The 19,086-nt window shown below is 69.9% G+C and carries 15 protein-coding genes; 4 read left to right on the forward strand and 11 right to left on the reverse strand.

The features are described 5' to 3' along the window. The first annotated feature begins 22 nt into the window (after positions 1-22). From KI385_RS30670 to KI385_RS30680, 3 genes are all read left to right on the forward strand, one after another. On the forward strand, positions 23-640 hold the full coding sequence (locus KI385_RS30670) for a DUF6230 family protein (RefSeq protein ID WP_238575349.1): 618 nt from the start codon (positions 23-25) through the stop codon (positions 638-640). A gap of 131 nt (positions 641-771) precedes the next feature. Then, positions 772-1,350 (forward strand): DUF6114 domain-containing protein, encoded by a 579-nt coding sequence (locus tag KI385_RS30675; RefSeq protein ID WP_238575350.1) that lies wholly within the window; start codon positions 772-774, stop codon positions 1,348-1,350. Continuing rightward, positions 1,340-2,629, forward strand: coding sequence for a hypothetical protein (locus KI385_RS30680; RefSeq protein ID WP_238575351.1), 1,290 nt, complete (start codon positions 1,340-1,342; stop codon positions 2,627-2,629). Before KI385_RS30675 ends, KI385_RS30680 begins: the two co-directional genes overlap by 11 nt. A 102-nt stretch (positions 2,630-2,731) precedes the next feature. Here KI385_RS30680 and pyk read toward each other — a convergent pair whose 3' ends face one another. Genes pyk through pta form a run of 3 tightly spaced genes read right to left on the reverse strand, consistent with a single transcriptional unit; the run spans position 2,732 to position 7,571 of the window. Next, on the reverse strand, positions 2,732-4,159 hold the full coding sequence (gene pyk / locus KI385_RS30685; protein ID WP_128506868.1) for a pyruvate kinase: 1,428 nt from the start codon (positions 4,157-4,159) through the stop codon (positions 2,732-2,734). Between the two features lie 60 nt (positions 4,160-4,219). Then, positions 4,220-5,431, reverse strand: a complete 1,212-nt coding sequence (locus KI385_RS30690; protein ID WP_238575352.1) for an acetate kinase — start codon at positions 5,429-5,431, stop codon at positions 4,220-4,222. Positions 5,432-5,474: 43 nt separating this feature from the next. Then, positions 5,475-7,571, reverse strand: coding sequence for a phosphate acetyltransferase (gene pta, locus KI385_RS30695; RefSeq protein ID WP_128506872.1), 2,097 nt, complete (start codon positions 7,569-7,571; stop codon positions 5,475-5,477). 231 nt (positions 7,572-7,802) lie between these two features. Between pta and KI385_RS30700 the strand changes: the two genes are divergently transcribed. Further along, positions 7,803-8,828 (forward strand): ATP-dependent 6-phosphofructokinase, encoded by a 1,026-nt coding sequence (locus tag KI385_RS30700; RefSeq protein WP_238575353.1) that lies wholly within the window; start codon positions 7,803-7,805, stop codon positions 8,826-8,828. A 77-nt stretch (positions 8,829-8,905) separates the two neighbouring features. On the opposite strand, the gene KI385_RS30705 is transcribed toward KI385_RS30700, so the two are convergent. The 8 genes from KI385_RS30705 to KI385_RS30740 form a co-directional block, all read right to left on the reverse strand. Next, a complete protein-coding gene (locus tag KI385_RS30705) occupies positions 8,906-11,458 on the reverse strand; it encodes an ABC transporter permease (protein WP_238575354.1) in 2,553 nt (850 codons plus the stop codon). Between the two features lie 86 nt (positions 11,459-11,544). Further along, positions 11,545-12,333, reverse strand: coding sequence for an ABC transporter ATP-binding protein (locus KI385_RS30710; RefSeq protein WP_238575355.1), 789 nt, complete (start codon positions 12,331-12,333; stop codon positions 11,545-11,547). 179 nt (positions 12,334-12,512) lie between these two features. Then, positions 12,513-13,223: a helix-turn-helix domain-containing protein gene (locus KI385_RS30715; RefSeq protein WP_238575356.1), complete on the reverse strand. Its 711-nt coding sequence runs from the start codon at positions 13,221-13,223 to the stop codon at positions 12,513-12,515. Positions 13,224-13,347: 124 nt separating this feature from the next. After that, positions 13,348-14,229, reverse strand: coding sequence for a carbohydrate ABC transporter permease (locus tag KI385_RS30720; RefSeq protein WP_425356981.1), 882 nt, complete (start codon positions 14,227-14,229; stop codon positions 13,348-13,350). 3 nt (positions 14,230-14,232) lie between these two features. Continuing rightward, complete coding sequence (locus KI385_RS30725; protein WP_238575357.1) at positions 14,233-15,186, reverse strand: carbohydrate ABC transporter permease; 954 nt, start codon at positions 15,184-15,186, stop codon at positions 14,233-14,235. Then, positions 15,183-16,547 (reverse strand): extracellular solute-binding protein, encoded by a 1,365-nt coding sequence (locus KI385_RS30730; protein WP_238575358.1) that lies wholly within the window; start codon positions 16,545-16,547, stop codon positions 15,183-15,185. Before KI385_RS30730 ends, KI385_RS30725 begins: the two co-directional genes overlap by 4 nt. A 94-nt stretch (positions 16,548-16,641) precedes the next feature. Further along, the gene (locus tag KI385_RS30735) at positions 16,642-17,331 is read right to left on the reverse strand and encodes a response regulator (RefSeq protein WP_425356982.1); all 690 of its coding nucleotides are present in this window, start codon (positions 17,329-17,331) and stop codon (positions 16,642-16,644) included. A gap of 85 nt (positions 17,332-17,416) precedes the next feature. Further along, positions 17,417-19,081: a sensor histidine kinase gene (locus tag KI385_RS30740; RefSeq protein WP_238575360.1), complete on the reverse strand. Its 1,665-nt coding sequence runs from the start codon at positions 19,079-19,081 to the stop codon at positions 17,417-17,419. Between the last annotated feature and the right edge of the window lie 5 nt (positions 19,082-19,086).

A 19,086-nucleotide genomic window follows, 5' to 3' on the forward strand; every position in this document is an offset into this window, starting at 1 on the left:
ACGTCCGAGAAGGAGGAAAGTCATGGAGTCCCTGGCTCGTGGCGGGACCAGATGGAAGCGGTTCGCCGTCGTCATGGTGCCGAGCGTCGCGGCGACTGCCGCGATCGGTGTCGCCCTCTCGCAGGGTGCGCTCGCGGCGTCGTTCAGCGTGTCCGGCCAGCAGTTCAAGGTCACCACCGACCGGCTGGAAGGCACCGGCTTCGTTCAGTACGGAGCCATTGACGCCCAGAAGGGCGGCAAGCAGGTTCCGGTGGCGGTCTCGGGGTTCTCGAGCGCCAAGATCAAGAACCTGTGCCAGTCGGTGGTGGTGCCGGTACCGGTCTTCGGCGATGTGTCGATGAAGCTGTCGGCCGGTGGCGGTGACACGCCTGTCGAGGCGAAGAACCTCTACATCGACCTCGACCAGCTGGACGCGGACGCGACCTTCAACAACATCAACATCGGTGTTGCTGCGGGCTCGACGTCCAAGGGCCCCGGCATGCACAAGGGCGACAAGGCAGACCCGGGCTCTTTCGCCCAGGAAGCCGACTCGGCCGTGCTGACCCACGTCAAGCAGACTGCCTGGGCCACGACGGCCGGCACGTTCAAGCTCAGCGGCCTCAAGATGAGCGTCGCCAAGGGCAAGAGCGAGTGCTACTGACGCACTGAGCGTGCGGGCGCGGGGCGAGCTGTGCGGCCAACGCCGTTCCCCGTGCCCGTACGCCGGGTAGCGCCAAGTAGCACACCCCAGCTCAGAACCACCGATTTGCCAGTCCCGAGGAGCTGTACGACATGAGCGCCGAAACGCGACCACGGCTGATCGAGACTTCCGGCCGGAAGCGGCTTTCGTTCCGGGAATGGCGCGGACTCCGCCCGTTCTGGGGCGGTCTGCTGACTCTGCTGGCCGGCATCCCGATCATGTACCTCCCTTACGCGAATCTCACGATCGGTTCCCTGACCGTCCGCATGGCGACCACCGCCGGCGCCGGCTCGCTGATCATCGGCGTACTGCTGGTCGTGCTCGGTCTGACCATGTGGTTCCAGCCGGCCTCGCGCGTCTTTGCGGGCGTGGCGGCGATTTTGCTCTCCCTGGTCTCCCTGGTCGTCTCGAACTTCGGCGCCTTCCTGGTCGGCTTCCTTCTGGGGCTGATCGGCGGAGCCCTGGGCGTCTCCTGGGCACCGGGCAAGGCGGCCGCCGAGGCGGAGGACGGGGCCGACGAGCCGGCTCGTCCCACGGCCGGCCCGCCGGTCTTCGTCGATGCGCGACCCGCGGCGGCGACCGGTCACGACCCGGAGTCGGGCAACGGACTGGACGACCTGTCAGGAACGAGCCCGACCAACGGAACGAACGGGAGGCACCGTGCCGGGTGACGAGCTGCACGAGGAGAACGCAGCCGCCGGGGCGAGAACCGGGCCGAGGCACGCGGCACCGAGGAAGCCGCTGCTGACTCGGCTGCACGTGCCCGCGGGCAAGGCGATAGCCATCGCCGCGATGCCGTCCGCCGTGCTCATGGGCATGGGGCTGACGCCCCAGATGGCGATCGCCAAGTCGGCGCCCAAGAGCCCCTACAAGGACGGTCCGTGCGTGACCGCCCCGGACAAGGTGGACGAGAAGGACACCAAGTCCAAGGACGGCGCGAAGGACACGAAGGACGACGCCAAGCCGTCCGACAAGCCCTCCGCCTCGCCCTCGCCCTCGCCCTCGGCGAGCAAGGAAGCGAGCAAGGCGCCCGAGCCCGAGCCGTCCGGCTCCGCGAAGACCGACGAGCCCTCCGGCTCCGCGACCCCGTCGCCGTCGGCCTCCGAGGAGAAGAAGGACGACGGGGGTCTGCTGGGCGGCATCGGTGACGCGCTCGGCGGTCTCCTGGGCGGCGACAAGTCCGAGGAGCCGAGCGCTTCCGCCTCCCCGAGCCCCTCGCCGTCGGCGTCCGCTTCCAAGGACGAGTCGGCCACGGGCGACCCGGCCAAGGACACGGCGTCCGCCACCGACAAGGTCACCAAGCCGGTCACGGACACGGTCGACGGCCTCAAGGACGGCGCCGACAAGGCCGGTGACGCCGCCACGAACGGGTCGAAGACGGTCAACGACACCGTCCACGGCGCCGTGGGTGCGGCGGACAACGCCCTGCCGGGCGGCGGCCTGGACGGCAAGGACGCCAGCGGCAAGAAGGCGTTCCCCTGTGTCGTCGAGAACAAGCAGAAGGGCAAGGACGAGCAGACGCCCGTCACCCTGCCCGACGCCCCCTGGCACCTGGAGTCCAGCGGGCTCACCCTGCGCGGCCTGGACTACGAGGGCGTCGTCAATGTCACGACGCAGGGCGGCCGTACCAAGCAGGCCCTGAAGTTCACGGCGGACAGCATCGACATCGGCGATCTCCACCAGATCGTCGACGACCCGGCGTCCGGCAAGAAGTACCACGTCCGGTCGACACCGGGGTCCACGTCCACCATCCGTGGCGGCAAGGTGACGTTGTACACCGAGCGGCTGCAGGGCAACCTCTTCGGCCTGATCCCGATCGTGTTCGACCCCGAGCACCCGCCGCCCATCAATGTCCCGTTCGCCTACTTCACCAAGGTGAAGCTCGACCAGGCGGGCCAGTTCGGCGGCAATCTCCATGTCCCGGGCATGCATGTGACCATCGAGAACTGACCGGGAGAACCACCCGGCCGGAGCTTTTCCGGGAGTCGCGAAAACGGCGGTGGGCCGCCCCCGACAGGGGGCGGCCCACCGCCGTTCGTCATGACGGCCGGGTCAGGCGCTCTGGCCGCCGAGGTGGTGCACCCGGACCATGTTGGTGGTGCCGGGGACGCCGGGGGGCGAACCGGCGGTGATCAGCATGGTGTCGCCCTTGCTGTAGCGCTGGAGCTTGAGCAGCTCGGCGTCCACCAGGTCGACCATCGCGTCGGTGTTGTCGACGTGCTCCACCACGAAGCTGTCCACGCCCCAGCTCAGGGTGAGCTGGTTGCGGGTGGCGGCGTCGGTGGTGAAGGCCAGGATCGGCTGGGCCGCGCGGTAGCGGGACAGCCGGCGGGCGGTGTCGCCGGACTTGGTGAAGGCCACCAGCGCCTTGCCGTCCAGGAAGTCGGCCATCTCGCAGGCCGCACGGGCCACCGCACCACCCTGCGTACGCGGCTTCTTGCCGGGCACCAGCGGCTGCAGGCCCTTGGAGAGCAGCTCCTCCTCGGCCGCCTCGACGATCTTCGACATCGTCTTGACGGTCTCGATCGGGTAGGCGCCGACGGACGACTCCGCGGAGAGCATGACCGCGTCGGCGCCGTCGAGGATGGCGTTGGCGACGTCGGACGCCTCGGCGCGGGTCGGCCGGGAGTTGGTGATCATCGACTCCATCATCTGGGTCGCGACGATCACCGGCTTGGCGTTCCTGCGGCACAGCTCCACCAGGCGCTTCTGCACCATCGGGACCTTCTCCAGCGGGTACTCCACCGCCAGGTCGCCACGGGCGACCATGACGGCGTCGAAGGCCATCACGACCTCCTGCATGTTCGCCACCGCCTGCGGCTTCTCGACCTTGGCGATGACCGGGACCCGGCGGCCGACCTCGTCCATGACGCGGTGCACGTCCTGGACGTCCTTGGCGTCCCGCACGAAGGACAGCGCGACCATGTCGCAGCCCATCTTCAGGGCGAACTTGAGGTCCTCGATGTCCTTCTCGGACAGCGCGGGGACGTTCACCGCGGCGCCGGGCAGGTTGATGCCCTTGTGGTCGGAGATGACCCCGCCCTCGATGACGATGGTGCGCACCCGCGGGCCGTCGACCTCGGTGACCTGGAGGGCGACATTGCCGTCGTTGATCAGGACCGGGTCGCCCTTGGAGACATCGCCGGGCAGGCCCTTGTAGGTCGTACCGCAGATGGTCTTGTCGCCGGGTACGTCCTCGGTGGTGATGACGAACTCATCGCCGCGCACCAGCTCCACGGGGCCGTCGGCGAAGGTCTCCAGGCGGATCTTGGGGCCCTGGAGGTCGGCCAGTACGCCAACGGCGCGGCCGGTCTCCTCGGAAGCCTTGCGGAGGCGGTGGTACCGCTCCTCGTGCTCCGGCTGGGTCCCGTGGCTCATATTGAATCGGGCCACGTTCATGCCGGCCTCGATCAGCGTCTTCAGCTGGTCGTAGGAGTCGACGGCGGGGCCCAGGGTGCAGACGATTTTGGAACGGCGCATGGCGGAATCCTATCGGTTTGTTTCAGAGCGGAATATTCCGGTAGGTGGAAACACCAATGTCTAGGCGTTGACCAGGGCGTATGTCTGCTGGGCGATCTCCAGTTCCTCGTCGGTGGGTACGACGGCGACCGCGACCCGGGCGGAGTCGGGGGAGATCAGCCGGGGCTCGTCGGACCGTACGGCGTTGCGTGAGGCGTCCACCGCCATGCCCAGCTCCTCCAGACCGGCGAGGGCGGCCTCACGCACCGGGGCGGCGTTCTCGCCGACGCCCGCGGTGAACGCCACCGCGTCGACCCGGCCGAGCACCGCGGTGTAGGCGCCGATGTACTTCTTCAGCCGGTGGATGTAGATGTCGAAGGCCAGCTCGGCGCGCTCGTCGCCCTCGTCGATCCGGCGCCGGATCTCCCGCATGTCGTTGTCGCCGCACAGCCCGACCAGACCGCTCTTCTTGTTGAGCAGCACATCGATCTCGTCCGTCGACATCCCCGCCACCCGCCTGAGGTGGAAGGTCACCGCCGGGTCGATGTCACCGGAGCGGGTGCCCATGACCAGGCCCTCCAGCGGCGTCAGGCCCATCGAGGTGTCCACACAGCGGCCGCCGGCCACCGCCGAGGCGGAGGCGCCGTTGCCCAGGTGCAGCACGATGACATTGACCTCGGAGGGGTCCTTGCCCAGCAGCGCCGCGGTCTTGCGCGAGACATAGGCGTGCGAGGTGCCGTGGAAGCCGTAGCGGCGGATGCGGTGGGCGTCGGCGGTCTCCACGTCGATGGCGTAGCGGGCCGCGTACTCCGGCATCGTGGTGTGGAAGGCGGTGTCGAAGACCGCGACCTGCGGCAGGTCGGGGCGGAGCGCCTGGGCGGTCCTGATGCCGGTGAGGTTGGCCGGGTTGTGCAGCGGCGCGACCGGCACCAGCCGCTCGATCTCCTTGAGCACCGCGTCGTCGATCACGGTCGGGGCGGTGAACTTCAGCCCGCCGTGCACCACCCGGTGCCCGATCGCGGCCAGCTCCGGCGAGTCGAGACCGAGACCGTCCGCGGCCAGCTCCGCGGCGACGGCCTTCAGCGCGGCGTCGTGGTCGGCTATCGGGCCTTCCGTCTCGCGCTTGTCGCCGCCGGTGGCCAGTGGGGTGTGGGACAGGCGCGAGGTCTCTTCACCGATCCGCTCGACCAGGCCGACGGCGAGCCGGGTGCCGGAGCCCATGTCGAGCAGCTGGTACTTCACCGACGAGGAGCCGGAGTTGAGGACGAGGACGCGGGTGGCATTGGCAGTCATGTAGCGCTTTCCGATGGGGAGGGGGACGGGTGCGGGGGCCGGGTCAGGCGGTGTGCCCGGCGCCGGGCTGGGCGCCCTGCGCCTGGATGGCGGTGATGGCCACGGTGTTGACGATGTCCTGGACCAGGGCGCCGCGCGAGAGGTCGTTGACCGGCTTGCGCAGGCCTTGCAGAACCGGGCCGACGGCGACCGCACCGGCCGAGCGCTGCACGGCCTTGTAGGTGTTGTTGCCGGTGTTGAGGTCGGGGAAGATCAGCACGGTGGCCTTGCCGGCGACGTCGGAGTCGGGGAGCTTGGTCTGCGCGACCGCCGTGTCCACCGCCGCGTCGTACTGGATCGGGCCCTCGACCAGCAGATCGGGGCGCAGCTCGCGGACGATCTCGGTGGCTTTACGGACCTTGTCGACGTCCGCGCCGGACCCGGAGGTGCCGGTGGAGTACGACAGCATCGCGATCCGCGGCTCGACACCGAACTGCGCGGCGGTGGTGGCCGACTGGATGGCGATGTCCGCCAGCTGCTCGGCGTTCGGGTCCGGGTTGACCGCGCAGTCGCCGTAGACCAGCACCCGGTCGGCCAGGCACATGAAGAACACCGAGGACACGATCTGGGCGCCCGGCTTGGTCTTGATGATCTCGAAGGCGGGGCGGATGGTGGCCGCGGTGGAGTGCACCGCGCCCGAGACCATGCCGTCGGCCAGGCCTTCCTGGACCATCAGCGTGCCGAAGTAGGAGACATCCGCGACGACGTCGAAGGCCAGCTCGACGCTGACGCCCTTGTGGGCGCGCAGCGCGGCGTACCGCTCGGCGAACCGCTCGCGCAGCTCGGAGGTCTGCGGGTCGATGATCTGGGCGTTCGCCAGGTCGATGGCCAGGTCGGCGGCGCGCTTGCGGATCGCCTCCTCCTCGCCCAGCAGCGTCAGATCGCAGACGTCGCGACGCAGCAGCACATCGGCGGCGCGCAGCACCCGCTCCTCGGTGCCCTCCGGGAGGACGACGCGGCGGCGGCCGGAGCGGGAGCGCTCGATCAGCTCGTGTTCGAACATCATCGGCGTGACCCGGCCCGAGCGGGCCACGGAGATACGATTCGTCAGCTCCACGGTGTCCACATGCCGCTCGAACAGGCCGAGGGCGGTCTCCGCCTTGCGCGGCGAGGCGGCGTTGAGCTTGCCCTCGATCGCGAACAGCTCGGCCGCGGTCGGGAAGGACCCACCGGGTACGGAGACGACCGGGGTCCCGGGGGCGAGCCGGCTCGCCAGCGCCATGATGTCCGGGCCGGGCTTCTCGTCGAGGGTGAGCAGCACACCGGCGATCGGTGGGGCGCCGGCACTGTGCGCGGCGAGCGAGCCGATGACCAGGTCGGCCCGGTCCCCGGGGGTCACCACGAGGCAGCCGGGGGTGAGCGCCTTGAGGAAGGTCGGCAGCATGGCGCCGCCGAAGACGAAGTCACGGGCGTCCCTGGCGAGCCCGGAGTCGTCGCCGAGCAGCACCTCGGCGCCCAGGGTGTGCACGATCTGGCCGACGGTCGGCGCGGAGAGCGAGCCGTCCTCGGGGAGCGCGTAGCAGGGCACGGGCAGGCGGGCGGAGAGCCGGTCGACGACGGCCTCGCGATGCTCGGGGGCCACCCGGTTGACGACCATGGCCACGACATCGCAGCCCAGCGAGTGGTAGGCGCGGTAGGCGTTGCGGGCCTCGGCGCGTACGGACTCGGCCTCCTGGCCCTGGCCGCCGACGACGGCCAGCACCGCGGCGCCGAATTCGTTGGCGAGCCGGGCATTGAGGTTCAGCTCGGCCGGGAGGCTGGTGGCGGCGTAGTCCGAGCCGAGGACCAGGACGTACTCATAGTCCCTGGCCACGGCGTGAAAGCGGTCGACGAGCCGGGAGACCAGCTCGTCGGTGCCGCGCTCGGCCTGGAGGGTGGCGGCCTCCTCGTAACTCAGCCCGTATACGGTGTCGGCGGACTGGGTGAGCCGGTAGCGGGCCCGCAGCAGGTCGAACAGTCGGTCGGGTCCGTCGTTGTGGACCAGCGGGCGGAAGACCCCCACCCGGTCGACGTGGCGGGTCAGGAGCTCCATGACTCCCAGCTCCACGACCTGGCGGCCGTCGCCGCGGTCGATACCGGTCACGTACACGCTGCGCGTCACGCGTGCTCTCCGATCCATTCCGTTGGTCACAAGGTCAAAATCAGCCGTTATTGTGCGCTTGTCCCTCTTGACAATACCTGCGCGTGTGGCTAAGTCGCTCTCCCAGTTTCCCTTGTGGAGCCCGTGCGGGGACAGTAGGGGTAGGGGCCAAGAGTGAGGCGGGTGTCTGTCGGACCGTGAAACAATCGGACCGGGTCAGGAACCGACAGCGAGCACAGGAGACACAGCACGATGCGTATCGGAGTCCTCACCGCAGGCGGCGACTGCCCCGGCCTGAATGCTGTGATCCGGTCTGTTGTCCATCGCGCCCTCACCGGCCACGGTGACGAGGTCATAGGTTTCGAGGACGGCTTCGCCGGTCTGCTCGACGGCCGCTTCCGCAAGCTCGACCTCGAAGCCGTCAGCGGCATCCTCGCCCGCGGCGGCACCATCCTCGGCTCGTCCCGGCTGGAGCGCGCCCGGCTCCGTGAGGCCTGCGAGGACGCCAAGGACCACTCCAAGGACTACGGCATCGACGTCCTGATCCCGATCGGCGGCGAGGGCACCCTCACCGCCGCCCGGATGCTGTCGGACGCCGGACTGCCGGTCGTCGGCGTCCCCAAGACCATCGACAACGACATCTCCTCCACCGACCGCACCTTCGGCTTCGACACCGCCGTCGGCGTCGCGACCGAGGCGATCGACCGCCTCAAGACCACCGCCGAATCGCACCAGCGCGTGATGGTCGTCGAGGTCATGGGCCGGCACGCCGGCTGGATCGCGCTGGAGTCCGGCATGGCCGGCGGCGCCCACGGCATCTGCCTGCCCGAGCGCCCCTTCGACGTCAACGACCTGGTCACGATGGTCGAGGAGCGGTTCGCCCGGGGCAAGAAGTTCGCCGTCGTCTGTGTCGCCGAGGGCGCGCACCCGGCCGCCGAGACCATGGACTACAAGAAGGGCGCGATCGACCAGTTCGGTCATGAGCGGTTCTCCGGCATCGGCAACCACCTCGCCATCGAACTGGAAAAGCGCCTCGGCAAGGAGGCCCGCCCGGTCATCCTCGGCCATGTCCAGCGCGGTGGCACCCCGACCGCGTACGACCGGGTGCTCGCCACCCGCTTCGGCTGGCACGCCGTGGAGGCCGCGCACCGCGGCGACTTCGGCAAGATGACCGCGCTGCGCGGCACCGACATCACGATGGTGCCGCTGGCCGATGCGGTCACCGAGCTCAAGACGGTGCCCGAGTGGCGGATGGACGAGGCCGAGTCGGTCTTCTGAGCCCGCTTTTGCAGACCACAACGGCGGCGCGCCTCCCCTCGGTCGAGGGTAGGCGCGCCGCCGTTCGTGGTGCGGGATCACTGCGAGCCGATGGCCTCCAGCATGTTCAGCCGGGCCGCCCGCCGGGCCGGCCACAGGGCCGCCAGCACGCCCACGACCAGCGCGATCAGCAGGAACAGGCCGAGCCTGCCCCAGGGCAGCACCATCTCGTACGTCGGGAACGACGAGCCGACCATCTTGCCGCCGGCCCAGGCCAGGAAGATGCCCACGCCCATGCCGAGCACCGCGCCGAACAGCGAGATCACCACCGACTCCAGCCGCACCATCTGCTTGATGCCGCTGCGCGCCAGACCGATCGCCCGCAGCATCCCGATCTCCCGGGTCCGCTCGAACACCGACATCGCCAGGGTGTTGACGACGCCGACCACCGCGATGATGACGGCCATGGCCAGCAGTCCGTAGACCATGTTCACGACGGTGTCGATCTGGCCGGCGGTCTCCTTGCGGAGATCGTCGCGGGTTTGGACCTTCAACAGCGGGCTGTCGCCGAGCGCCCGCCGGATGTCCTTGACCAGCGCCGGGGAGCCGCCGCCGGCCGCCTTCACCAGCAGCTCCTCGTTCTTCACCTGCGTCAGATGCGGGTCGAGCAGCGAGACATCGGCGAAGGACTCACCCAGCACCTCGTTGTCCGCGTACACGGCGGCGACCTTCAGCCGGGTCTGCTTCTTGTCGTCGAACCCGACGCTCACCGTGTCACCGGCCCGCCAGCCGTGCTGCTTGGCCACCGTCTGCGAGACGGCGATACCGCCGGCCCGTACGGCATCCAGCGAGCCCTGCCGGAAGGTGAGGTGGGTGACCTTGTCGATCTGCGAGAGGTCGGTGCCCCGGATGTAGCCGAAGCCGCCCTTGGAGGTGAAGCCGGTGCCGCGCAACGGGGCCACCGCTTCGACGCCCGGGACCTCCGCGACCTTCTTCGACAGCCGGGGATCCAGCCCGACATAGGTCGAGGTCTTGATCTGGTAGTCGGCGGTCAGCCCGTTGGCCGCCATCTTGTCCATGCCCAGCTGCGCCGAATGCCCGACGACCGTCATACCGGTGATCAGGGTGAGGCCGATCATCAGCGCGGACCCGGTGGCCGCCGTACGGCGCGGGTTGCGCAGCGCGTTCTCCTTGGCCAGCTTGCCGCCGATGCCGAACAGCCGGGTGGTGACCCGGCCCGCCAGCGAGACCAGCGGACGGGACAGCAGCGGCGCCAGGACGATCACGCCGATCAGCGTCAGCATCGAGCCCAGCATGGCGATCGGCAGATCGTCACCGGACCTGAGGGTCGAGACCCACAGCATCACGGCGACGCCGAGACCGGTGATCACCGAGCCGATGATGTTGCGGACGACCAGGCTGCGCAGCGCGGGCGGCGCCTCGACGCTGCTCAGCGCCTCCACCGGCGCGATCTTCGCCGCCTTACGGGACGGCAGCCAGGCGGCCAGTACGGTCACCACGACACCCACACCCAGCGCGGAGAGCACCGCGGTCGGGCTGATGACGAGCGGCCCGTCCGGGAAGCCCGCCCCGTTGGCGTTCAGCACCGCCCGCAGCCCCACCGCGATCCCCGTACCCAGTGCGAAGCCGACGACCGAGGAGATCAGCCCCAGCAGCCCGGCCTCGGCGAGCACCGAGCGGACGACCTGCCGGCGCGAGGCACCGACCGCGCGCAGCAGCGCGATCTCACGACTGCGCTGGGAGATCAGCATGGTGAAGGTGTTGGCGATGATGAACACACCGACGAACAGGGCGATACCGGCGAAGGTCAGCAGGGTCTTGCTCATCGTGCTGTTCTGCTCGGCGATCATCCGGGACTGCTGGGCGGCCAGCTCACTGCCGCTGGTCGCCTCGGCCCGCTTCTTCGGCAGCAGTTCGCGGACCTTCGCGGTCAGCGCCTGCTGGTCGGTGCCGGGCGTGGCCGTCACGATCAGCTCGTCGAACTGGCCGGGGTGCAGATAGAGCTTCTGCGCGGTGGCGGTGTCGAACAGAGCCAGGCTGCCGCCCGCGGTCACCTGCGGGTCGTCGCTCGCCACGACGCCGACCAGGCGCTTCTTCAGCACCGGCCCGTCGGTGGCGAACCGTATGGTGTCGCCGATCGCGACGCCTGCCGCCTTCGCGGTGGTCTCGGCCAGCGCGATCTCGTCGTCGGCCGCCGGGCCGCGGCCCAGGACCAGCGGATAGCGGCTGTCCTTGCCGTCCTTGCCCGGCTGGTAGTTGGTGGCGCGGTTCTGCCAGCCGTTGCCGATCGGCTGGTTGTCGGTGTCGGCGAGCGTCGCCGAGCCGGTGACGCCGGTCCGTACGGACTGCACGCCGGGCAGTGCGCGGATCCGGTCCGCGAGCTTGTTGTCGAGGGCGGTGGCCCGCTTTTCGCCCGGCTCCGGCATGGGGCCGTCGGAGGCCGAGATGGCCTGTACGGAGACGGCCACGTCCTTGAGGTTCTTGGCGGAGGCGTTCTTGACGGCCTCGCCGACGGTGTCGCTGAAGATGAGGGTGCCGGCGACGAAGGCGACGCCGAGCAGGACCGCGAGCGCGGTCATCATCAATCGGGCTTTGTGCGCAAGAACATTGCGCAGGGCGGTACGCAGCATGGTGGTGGTGTCAGTCCTGGGGTCCGGTGCTCGGGATACGGAAGGGCGGCGCGCGGTGCGCCCGCGTCAGCCGGTACGGCCCTTGGCTAGCTCGTCCGGCCCTTGGCCTCGAAGAGCCGCATCCGCTCCAGGACGGCGTCCGCGGTCGGGTCGTGGAGCTCCTCGACGATCCGGCCGTCCGCGAGGAAGACCACCCGGTCGGCATAGCCGGCGGCGACCGGGTCATGGGTGACCATCACCACCGTCTGCTCCATCGCCCGCACCGACTCCCGCAGGAAGCCCAGTACTTCGGCGCCGGAGCGGGAGTCGAGGTTGCCGGTCGGCTCGTCCGCGAAGATGATCTCCGGCTGGGCGGCCAGCGCCCGGGCGACCGCGACCCGCTGCTGCTGACCGCCGGAGAGCTGCGCCGGCCGGTGCGTGAGCCGCCCCGACAGGCCGACGGTCTCGATGACGGCGTTCAGCCACCCCTGGTCGGGCTTACGGCCCGCGATGTCCATCGGCAGCGTGATGTTCTCCAGCGCGGACAGCGTCGGCAGCAGATTGAACGCCTGGAAGATGAAGCCGATCTTGTCCCGGCGCAGCCGCGTCAGCTGCTTGTCGTTGAGCGACGCCAGCTCCACATCGCCGATCCGGGCTGAGCCGGTGGAGATCGCGTCCAGCCCGGCCATGCAGTGCATCAGCGTCGACTTGCCGGAGCCGGACGGGCCCATGATGGCGGTGAACCGGGCCTTGCCGAACTCGACCGAGACGGAGTCCAGCGCGACCACACGGGTCTCCCCCTGGCCGTAGACCTTGCTCAGATCCGTAGCCCGCGCGGCGACGGCACGGGTGGGGGCAAAACCGGGGAAACCGGAAACGGCGGCCGCGTGGGACACGGGTACTCCTGAAAGGGGACGGAAAATTCGACGTCCCCATTCTTGAATGCGCAGGTCATCGGGGCGTCACCCGCGGGGACCGAACCCGGACCGGCCGGAAGTGCCATCACCGTCCCCGGTGTCATCCTCTGGGGGGACGGCGGTCCGACCTGTGGCCGACGGGATGTCTCAGGGGTGGCTCAGGGGCGCTGCCTGCCGACCCGCTCCCAGAACTCCGCCAGGATGTCGTCGAGGAAGGCGCGCCCCGCCTTGCCGGAGTCATCGGTGCCCTCGCCGCCGCCCCAGTTGAGCGTAGCCGTCATGGACGCCTGATAGTCGGTGTGCAGCTCCTGGAGGACGTCCTGGATGTGCTGCTTGGGCAGCGGGACGAGCTTGCCGACCGGCCGGACGTAGGCCTGCCAGCGGGTGGCGGCGGCGCTGGTCAGCAGCTCGGTCAGCTTCTTGTCCTGCCCGGTGAACCGGATCAGCGCGGGCAGCGGCAGATCCAGCTGCTCGGCGAGCGCCGCGGCCTGCCGGTCGTTGCCGCTCCACTTCCCGCCGGCCTCCAGCCGCTCGTACGCGCTCTGGTCCATGCCGATGCGCAGCGCGAGGTCGTCGGGGGCGAGGCCGAGCGCGAGGCGGTATTCGCGCAGGGTGCCCGGTGCGCCGAGGAGCTCCGCGGGGGCGCACCACAGGGCGCCGGCCAGCGCGGTCAGTTCGGCTTCCGTTGGGGCGCTTTCCGCCAATTCCCAGGAGGCCACCGTCGCGGGCGATATCTGTATTCCGTAGGCGGCCCATATTCCGTAGGCGACATGGGCGGGGGTCATGCCGAGGGCCTCGCGGAGCCGGCGGGCGGCTTCGGCATTGAAAGGGGGCGTGCGCGGCTCCCCGGCTTGCGTGTTCACCGGCACACGGTAAGTGACGAAGTGGCTTCGCACCTATCGTGCGGATACACAGGGTTGAAAGTCGTAGGAAGCTACTAGTCAGCCGGTTTTCCGGTCTGGCCTGGGCGGGCTTTCCGCCAAGGAGTCGCGCTCAGCCCTTCACCGCACCGCCCAGCGCAAAGCCGCCGCCCAGCCGCCTGGAGATAAGGATGTACAGCAGGATGACCGGTGTCGAGTACAGGATCGAAAATGCCGCGAGTTCGCCGAACGCGATGGCGCCGTAATTGCCGAAGAAATTGAAAATGCTTACCGAAGCGGGCAGTTGCTCCGGGGAGAGCAGCAGCATGAAGGGCACGAAGAAATTGCCCCACATCATGATGAAGGTGTAGATCGCGACGACGGCGAGGCCGGGGCCCATCAGCGGCAGAATCACCCGCAGCAGGGTCTGCGACCAGGAGGCGCCGTCCGTCCACGCCGCCTCCTCCAGGACCCTCGGGACCCCGTCCATGAAGTTCTTCATCAGCCAGATGGCGAACGGGAGTTGGGCGGCGGCCAGGAACAGCGCGGTGCCGTACCGGGTGTCGATCAGATTGACCTGCACGAACAGCCCGTAGACCGGAACCATGATCGCGGTGATCGGCAGACAGGTCGAGAACAGGATCGTCAGCAGGTACGGGCGGCTGAAGCGGGAGCGGAAGCGGGACAGCGGATAGGCGGCGAGCGCCGCGCAGGCCACGGTGAGCAGCGTGGCACCGCCGCAGATCAGCAGGCTGTTGAGCATCGGGGTGAAGGTGATCTCGTCGGTCAGCACCGCCGAGAAGTTGTCCACCGTCGGGGACTTCGGCAGCCGCACCCGCAGCGTCGCCTCCGTATCCAGCGACGACAGCACCAGCCAGACCAGCGGAATCGCGAACGCCACCGCGGCGACCAGCAGCCCGGCGTCGGCGGCCAGCCGCTGGCGGCGCCCCCGGCTCGGAGCTTGTCGGAGAGCTTGGGGGAGGAGGCGGCGGGGGAGACGGTGGAGGAGCGGCACGGCTCAGACCTCCTCGCGCATCAGGCGCAGATAGACGACCGAGAACACCGCGCCCACCAGCAGCAACAGCAGCGCCACCGCGGTGCCGTAGCCGATCAGGGACTTCAGGAACGCCTGGTCGTACATGAACACCGGCAGGGTCTGGCTGCGGTTTCCCGGTCCGCCCCGCGTCATCGCCCAGATCAGCCCGAAGACGGAGAGCGTCTGGAGGGTGTTGAGCATCAGATTGGTGCCGATGGAGCGGCGGATCATCGGCAGCGTGATGTGCCACAGCCGCCGCAGTCCGCCCGCGCCGTCGACCTGGGCGGACTCGGTGATCTCCTGAGGGATCTCGGAGAGCGCCGCGGAGTAGATCAGCATCGAGAACGCCGTGCCGCGCCAGACGTTGGCGAACGACACGGCGAGGATGGGCAGGGTGAACAGCCAGTTCTGGGTGGGCAGATGGAGCCAGCCGAGGAGCGCGTTGAGGGTGCCGCGCCGCTCGAAGAAGGTGTAGAGCAAGAAGCCCGCGACGATCTCCGGGAGCACCCAGGCGGTGATCACCATCGCACCGGTCAGGGACCGTACGGGCCGCGAGGCCCGCCGCATCAGAACGGCCAGCGCAAGACCCAGGGTGTTCTGTCCGAGGATCGAGGAGATCACGGTGAACACCAGGGTCAGCACGACCGCGTTGAGGAAGGCCGGGTCGCCGAAGGCCTGCCGGAAGTTGGCCAGGCCGACGAAGGACGCCGACTCCTGGCCGGTCAACTGGGTGTCGGTGAAGGCGATATAGACGCAGTAGCCGATGGGGCCGGCGAGGAAGAGCAGCAGCAGGACGGTGGCCGGGGCGAGCGGGGACCAGCGCAGCAGACGCGTACGGGCGCGGTGGGCCTTCGGGGTGTGCGGCGTAGGGGCATGCGGTGTGCGGGCACGCGGTGTACCGGCGCGGGGCGCGGTGCTGTCGACGGCGCCGGTCATGGCTTGGCGACGGTTCGGCCGTCCACGAGGGACTTCAGCGCCGTGTCATAGTCCTTGGCCGCCTTGTCCGGCGAGGAGTCGTCGGCGGTGACCGCCTCCATCGCCTCACCGATCGCCGCGGCGACCTTCGGATAGGCGGGCAGCGCGGGCCGGTACTGGCTGATCTTGACCAGCCCGGTGAAGAAGCCGATACCGGGCACGGACTTGAGATAGCGCGGGTCGGCCGCGACGTCCTTGCGGACCGCGATCTGGGCGCCCCGTACACACCACTCCAGGGCGTTCTGCCTCGACTGGAAGGTCTGGATCAACTTCCAGGCCAGATCGGGCTGTTGGGACCGCTGCGGCACCGACCAGGTCCAGCCGCCGGCCAGGCTCACCTTCCCGGGCGGGGTGCCGTGCTGGGTGGGGAACGGCGCCTGGCCGAGCGTCGTCGACCACTCGGGCCACGGGTTGCCGCCGCCCGTCTTCTGCCACTGCTGGCCCAGCCACGAGCCGTCGAGGTCGATGGCGAGCTTCTCCTCGGGCAGCAGCTCGGCGGCCACATTGGTCTGGATGTTGGGGCTGAGCGCATCGGAGACCTCGGGCCCGAGCTTCTCCTTGTAGACCGTGTCGATGAAGGTCAGGCTGTCCTTGAAGCCCTTGGTGCCGGTGACCCACTTCTTGCTGCCCGGGTCGTAGAGCTGGTTCTCGCCGGTGCCGTACAGCAGCATCTCGAAGCCCTGCATCACGGCGGCCTCGCCCGCGCCCTTGCCGGTGAAGACGTTCAGCGGGATGACGCCGGGGACCTTCTTCTTGATCGTCCGGGCCGCGTCCAGCACCTCGTCCCAGGTCCTGGGCTGCCAGTCGGCAGGCAGCCCGGCCTTCTTGAAGATCTTCTTGTTGAACCACAGCCCGCGGGTGTCCGTGCCGTCCGGGACGCCGTACGTCTTGCCGTCCTGCCCTCTGGCCGCGGCCTTGGCGGCCGGCTCGAACTGCCGCCAGTCGTCCCACTTGCCGATGTACGGATCCAGCGGCCGCAACAGCCCGGCCTTGATGTCGGAGTTGACCAGGAAGGTGTCCTCGTAGACCAGGTCCGGCGCGGTCCGCGGGGAGCGCATCATCTGTTGGATCTTGGTGTAGTAGTCGTTCTCCGACGCCTGGATCGGGACGAGTCTGACCTTCTTGCCGGGGTTGTCCTTCTCGAACTGCTTCGCCACGAGGCGGATGTAGTCGTCCCGGACCGTGACCTTGCTGTTGGTGTCCTTGATGAAGGCGACCTTGACGGTGTTGCTGTCGCTCCCGGACCCGCTGCCGCAGGCGGTGAGCGTGCCGGCGGCCACGACGGCGGCGGCGAGAAGAATCAGCGGGGCGGTGGGGCGCACGGCACGACCTCCAGCGACGAACCACGGTCAACACACCACGGTCAACCAACCACGGCGTACTGCCCGCTGAAAGTAAGTCACCGCTCACAGCGGGTCAATGGCCCGACCAGCGATAGCGCAATTCGGGGCGGCCGACCTGGCCGTACTGCGGGGCGCGGGCGGCCCGGCCGCTCTCCACGAGATGTTCCAGATAGCGGCGCGCGGTGATCCGGGAGATGCCCACGTCGGCGGCCGCCTCGGTGGCCGTCAGCCCGCTCTCGGCGGCCCGCAGCACATCGGTCACCGCCCGCAGGGTGGCCGCGGTCAGCCCCTTGGGCAGCGCGGCCGGGCGCGGGGAGCGCAGTGCGGCGATCGCCCGGTCCACCTCGTCCTGCCCACTGGCCTCCCCGGTGGTGGCGCGGAACTCGGCGTAGCGGGTGAGCCGGTCGCGCAGCGTCGCGAAGGTGAACGGCTTCAGCACGTACTGCACCACGCCGAGCGAGACGCCCTCGCGCACCATCGCCAGATCGCGGGCGGAGGTGACCGCGATGATGTCGGCGGTGTGGCCGGCCGCACGCAGCGTCCGCACCAGTTGCAGCCCGTGGCCGTCGGGCAGATAGAGGTCGAGCAGCAGCAGATCGACGGCGTGCTGCTCCAGGTGGCGGCGGGCGTCGCCGCCGGAGTGCACGGTGCCGGAGACGGTGAAGCCGGGCACCCGACCGACGTACAGGGCGTGCGCGGCGGCGGCCACCGGATCGTCCTCGACGACCAGGACCCGGATGTCGGCGGAGGTCACCGGGCACATCCTCTCGTGGCCGCACGGGCTTTCGCGGCCGTACGGACCGGACCGGCCGCCGCGCCGGCGCCGGCTGACGCCGTGGGCGGGGCCGTCATGCCGTCGCCTCCGCCCGCAGTGGCAACCGTACGGTGAACCGCGCGCCGCCCTCCGCCGCCCGGTCGAGCGTGAGGGTGCCGCCGTTGCGCCGTACGGCCTGCCGGACCAGGGCCAGGCCCAGCCCGCGGCCCCGCGCCAACGGGCCGGTCCCGCTCTGCTTGGTGCTCCAGCCCCGCCGGAAGATCTCCTCGGCGGCCTCCGCGGCCACCCCCGGCCCGTTGTCCGCCACCCGCAGCAGCAGCTCGCCCTCGGCCGCCCGCGCGGTGACCCGCACCCGCGGCGGCTCGATGGCGCCGTGCTCCTGGGTCGGGGCCGCGGCGTCGATGGCGTTGTCGATGAGATTGCCCAGCACCGTCACCAGATCGCGGGCCGGCAGCCCGGGCGGCAGCAGCCCGTCGTCGATCCGGCTGTCCGGGGTCAGCGTCAGCTCGACGCCGCGCTCATTGGCCTGCGCCGCCTTGCCGAGCAGCAGCGCGGCGAGCACCGGCTCGGCGACCGCGCCGACGACCTGGTCGGTCAGCGCCTGCGCCAGCTCCAGCTCCGCGGTGGCGAACTCCACGGCCTCCTCGGCCCGCCCCAGCTCGATCAGCGAAACCACCGTGTGCAGCCGGTTGGCGGCCTCGTGCGCCTGCGAGCGCAGCGCCTCGGTGAAGCCGCGTACCGAGTCCAACTCGCCGGACAGCGCCTGGAGTTCGGTGTGGTCGCGGAGGGTGACCACACTGCCGCGGTGCTCGCCGCCGGAGACCGGTGCGGAGTTGACGACCAGTACCCGCTCGCTGGTCAGATGCAGCTCGTCGACCCGCGGACCGGGCGAGCGCAGCGCCTCGGTCAGCGGCTCCGGCAGCCCCAGCTCGGTGACGAGCCGGCCCACCGCATCGCCGGACAGTCCCAGCAGCTCCCGTCCGCCGTCGTTGATCAGGGCGACCCTGCGCTGCCCGTCGAGCATCAACAGCCCCTCGCGTACGGCGTGCAGCGCGGCCTGGTGGTAGTCGTGCATCCGGCTGAGCTCCTGGGCGTTCATCCCATGGGTGTGCCGCCTCAGCCGGGCATTGATCACATACGTACCCAGCCCGCCGAGCGCGAGAGCCGCCGAGGCCACCCCGACCAGCGCGAGCACCTGGTCACGCAGCTGCTGACTGATCGTCTTGATGGTGATCCCGGAGCTGACCAGCGCCGTGATCCGGCCGCCGCGCCGCGGGTCACGGACCGGCGCCACCACCCGTACGGACGGGCCGAGCACGCCCATATGCGTCTCGGGGAAGATCTTGCCGTGCAGCGCCGGGCCGATGTGCCCCAGGTACTTCTTGCCGATCGCGGACGGCTCCGGGTGCGTCCAGCGCGTCCCGTCCGGGGCCATCACCACCACGAAGTCGACGCCCGCGTCGCGCCGCAGCCGCTCGGTGTACGGCTGGAGCGCGACCGTCGGGTCCTTGGTGCGGGCCGCCGCCACCACGGCCGGGGAGTCGGCGACGGCGGTGGCCGCCGCGGTCGCCTGCCGCCGCGCGGTCTCCTCTGCCTGCCGGCCGGCGCTGACGTACGCGAAGACGGCGCAGCCCGCCACGACCACCGCCACCAGCACCACCTGCATGGCGAAGAGCTGCCCGGCGAGGCTGCGGGGGCCGCGCAGCCGGCGGGGTCGCCGGGGTCGGGGGAGTCGCATACAGA

Origin of the sequence: Streptomyces inhibens, assembly GCF_022221585.1 — a bacterium.
GTDB lineage: Bacteria > Actinomycetota > Actinomycetes > Streptomycetales > Streptomycetaceae > Streptomyces > Streptomyces inhibens.

What these genes read in the sequence shown, in the direction of transcription:
- KI385_RS30670 (WP_238575349.1), top strand. Translation starts at nt 23, where the DNA reads ATGGAGTCCCTGGCTCGTGGCGGGACCAGATGGAAGCGGTTCGCCGTC.
- KI385_RS30675 (WP_238575350.1), top strand. Translation starts at nt 772, where the DNA reads ATGAGCGCCGAAACGCGACCACGGCTGATCGAGACTTCCGGCCGGAAG.
- pyk (WP_128506868.1), bottom strand. Translation starts at nt 4,159, where the DNA reads ATGCGCCGTTCCAAAATCGTCTGCACCCTGGGCCCCGCCGTCGACTCC.
- KI385_RS30690 (WP_238575352.1), bottom strand. Translation starts at nt 5,431, where the DNA reads ATGACTGCCAATGCCACCCGCGTCCTCGTCCTCAACTCCGGCTCCTCG.
- KI385_RS30700 (WP_238575353.1), top strand. Translation starts at nt 7,803, where the DNA reads ATGCGTATCGGAGTCCTCACCGCAGGCGGCGACTGCCCCGGCCTGAAT.
- KI385_RS30705 (WP_238575354.1), bottom strand. Translation starts at nt 11,458, where the DNA reads ATGCTGCGTACCGCCCTGCGCAATGTTCTTGCGCACAAAGCCCGATTG.
- KI385_RS30725 (WP_238575357.1), bottom strand. Translation starts at nt 15,186, where the DNA reads ATGACCGGCGCCGTCGACAGCACCGCGCCCCGCGCCGGTACACCGCGT.
- KI385_RS30735 (WP_425356982.1), bottom strand. Translation starts at nt 17,331, where the DNA reads ATGTGCCCGGTGACCTCCGCCGACATCCGGGTCCTGGTCGTCGAGGAC.
- KI385_RS30740 (WP_238575360.1), bottom strand. Translation starts at nt 19,081, where the DNA reads ATGCGACTCCCCCGACCCCGGCGACCCCGCCGGCTGCGCGGCCCCCGC.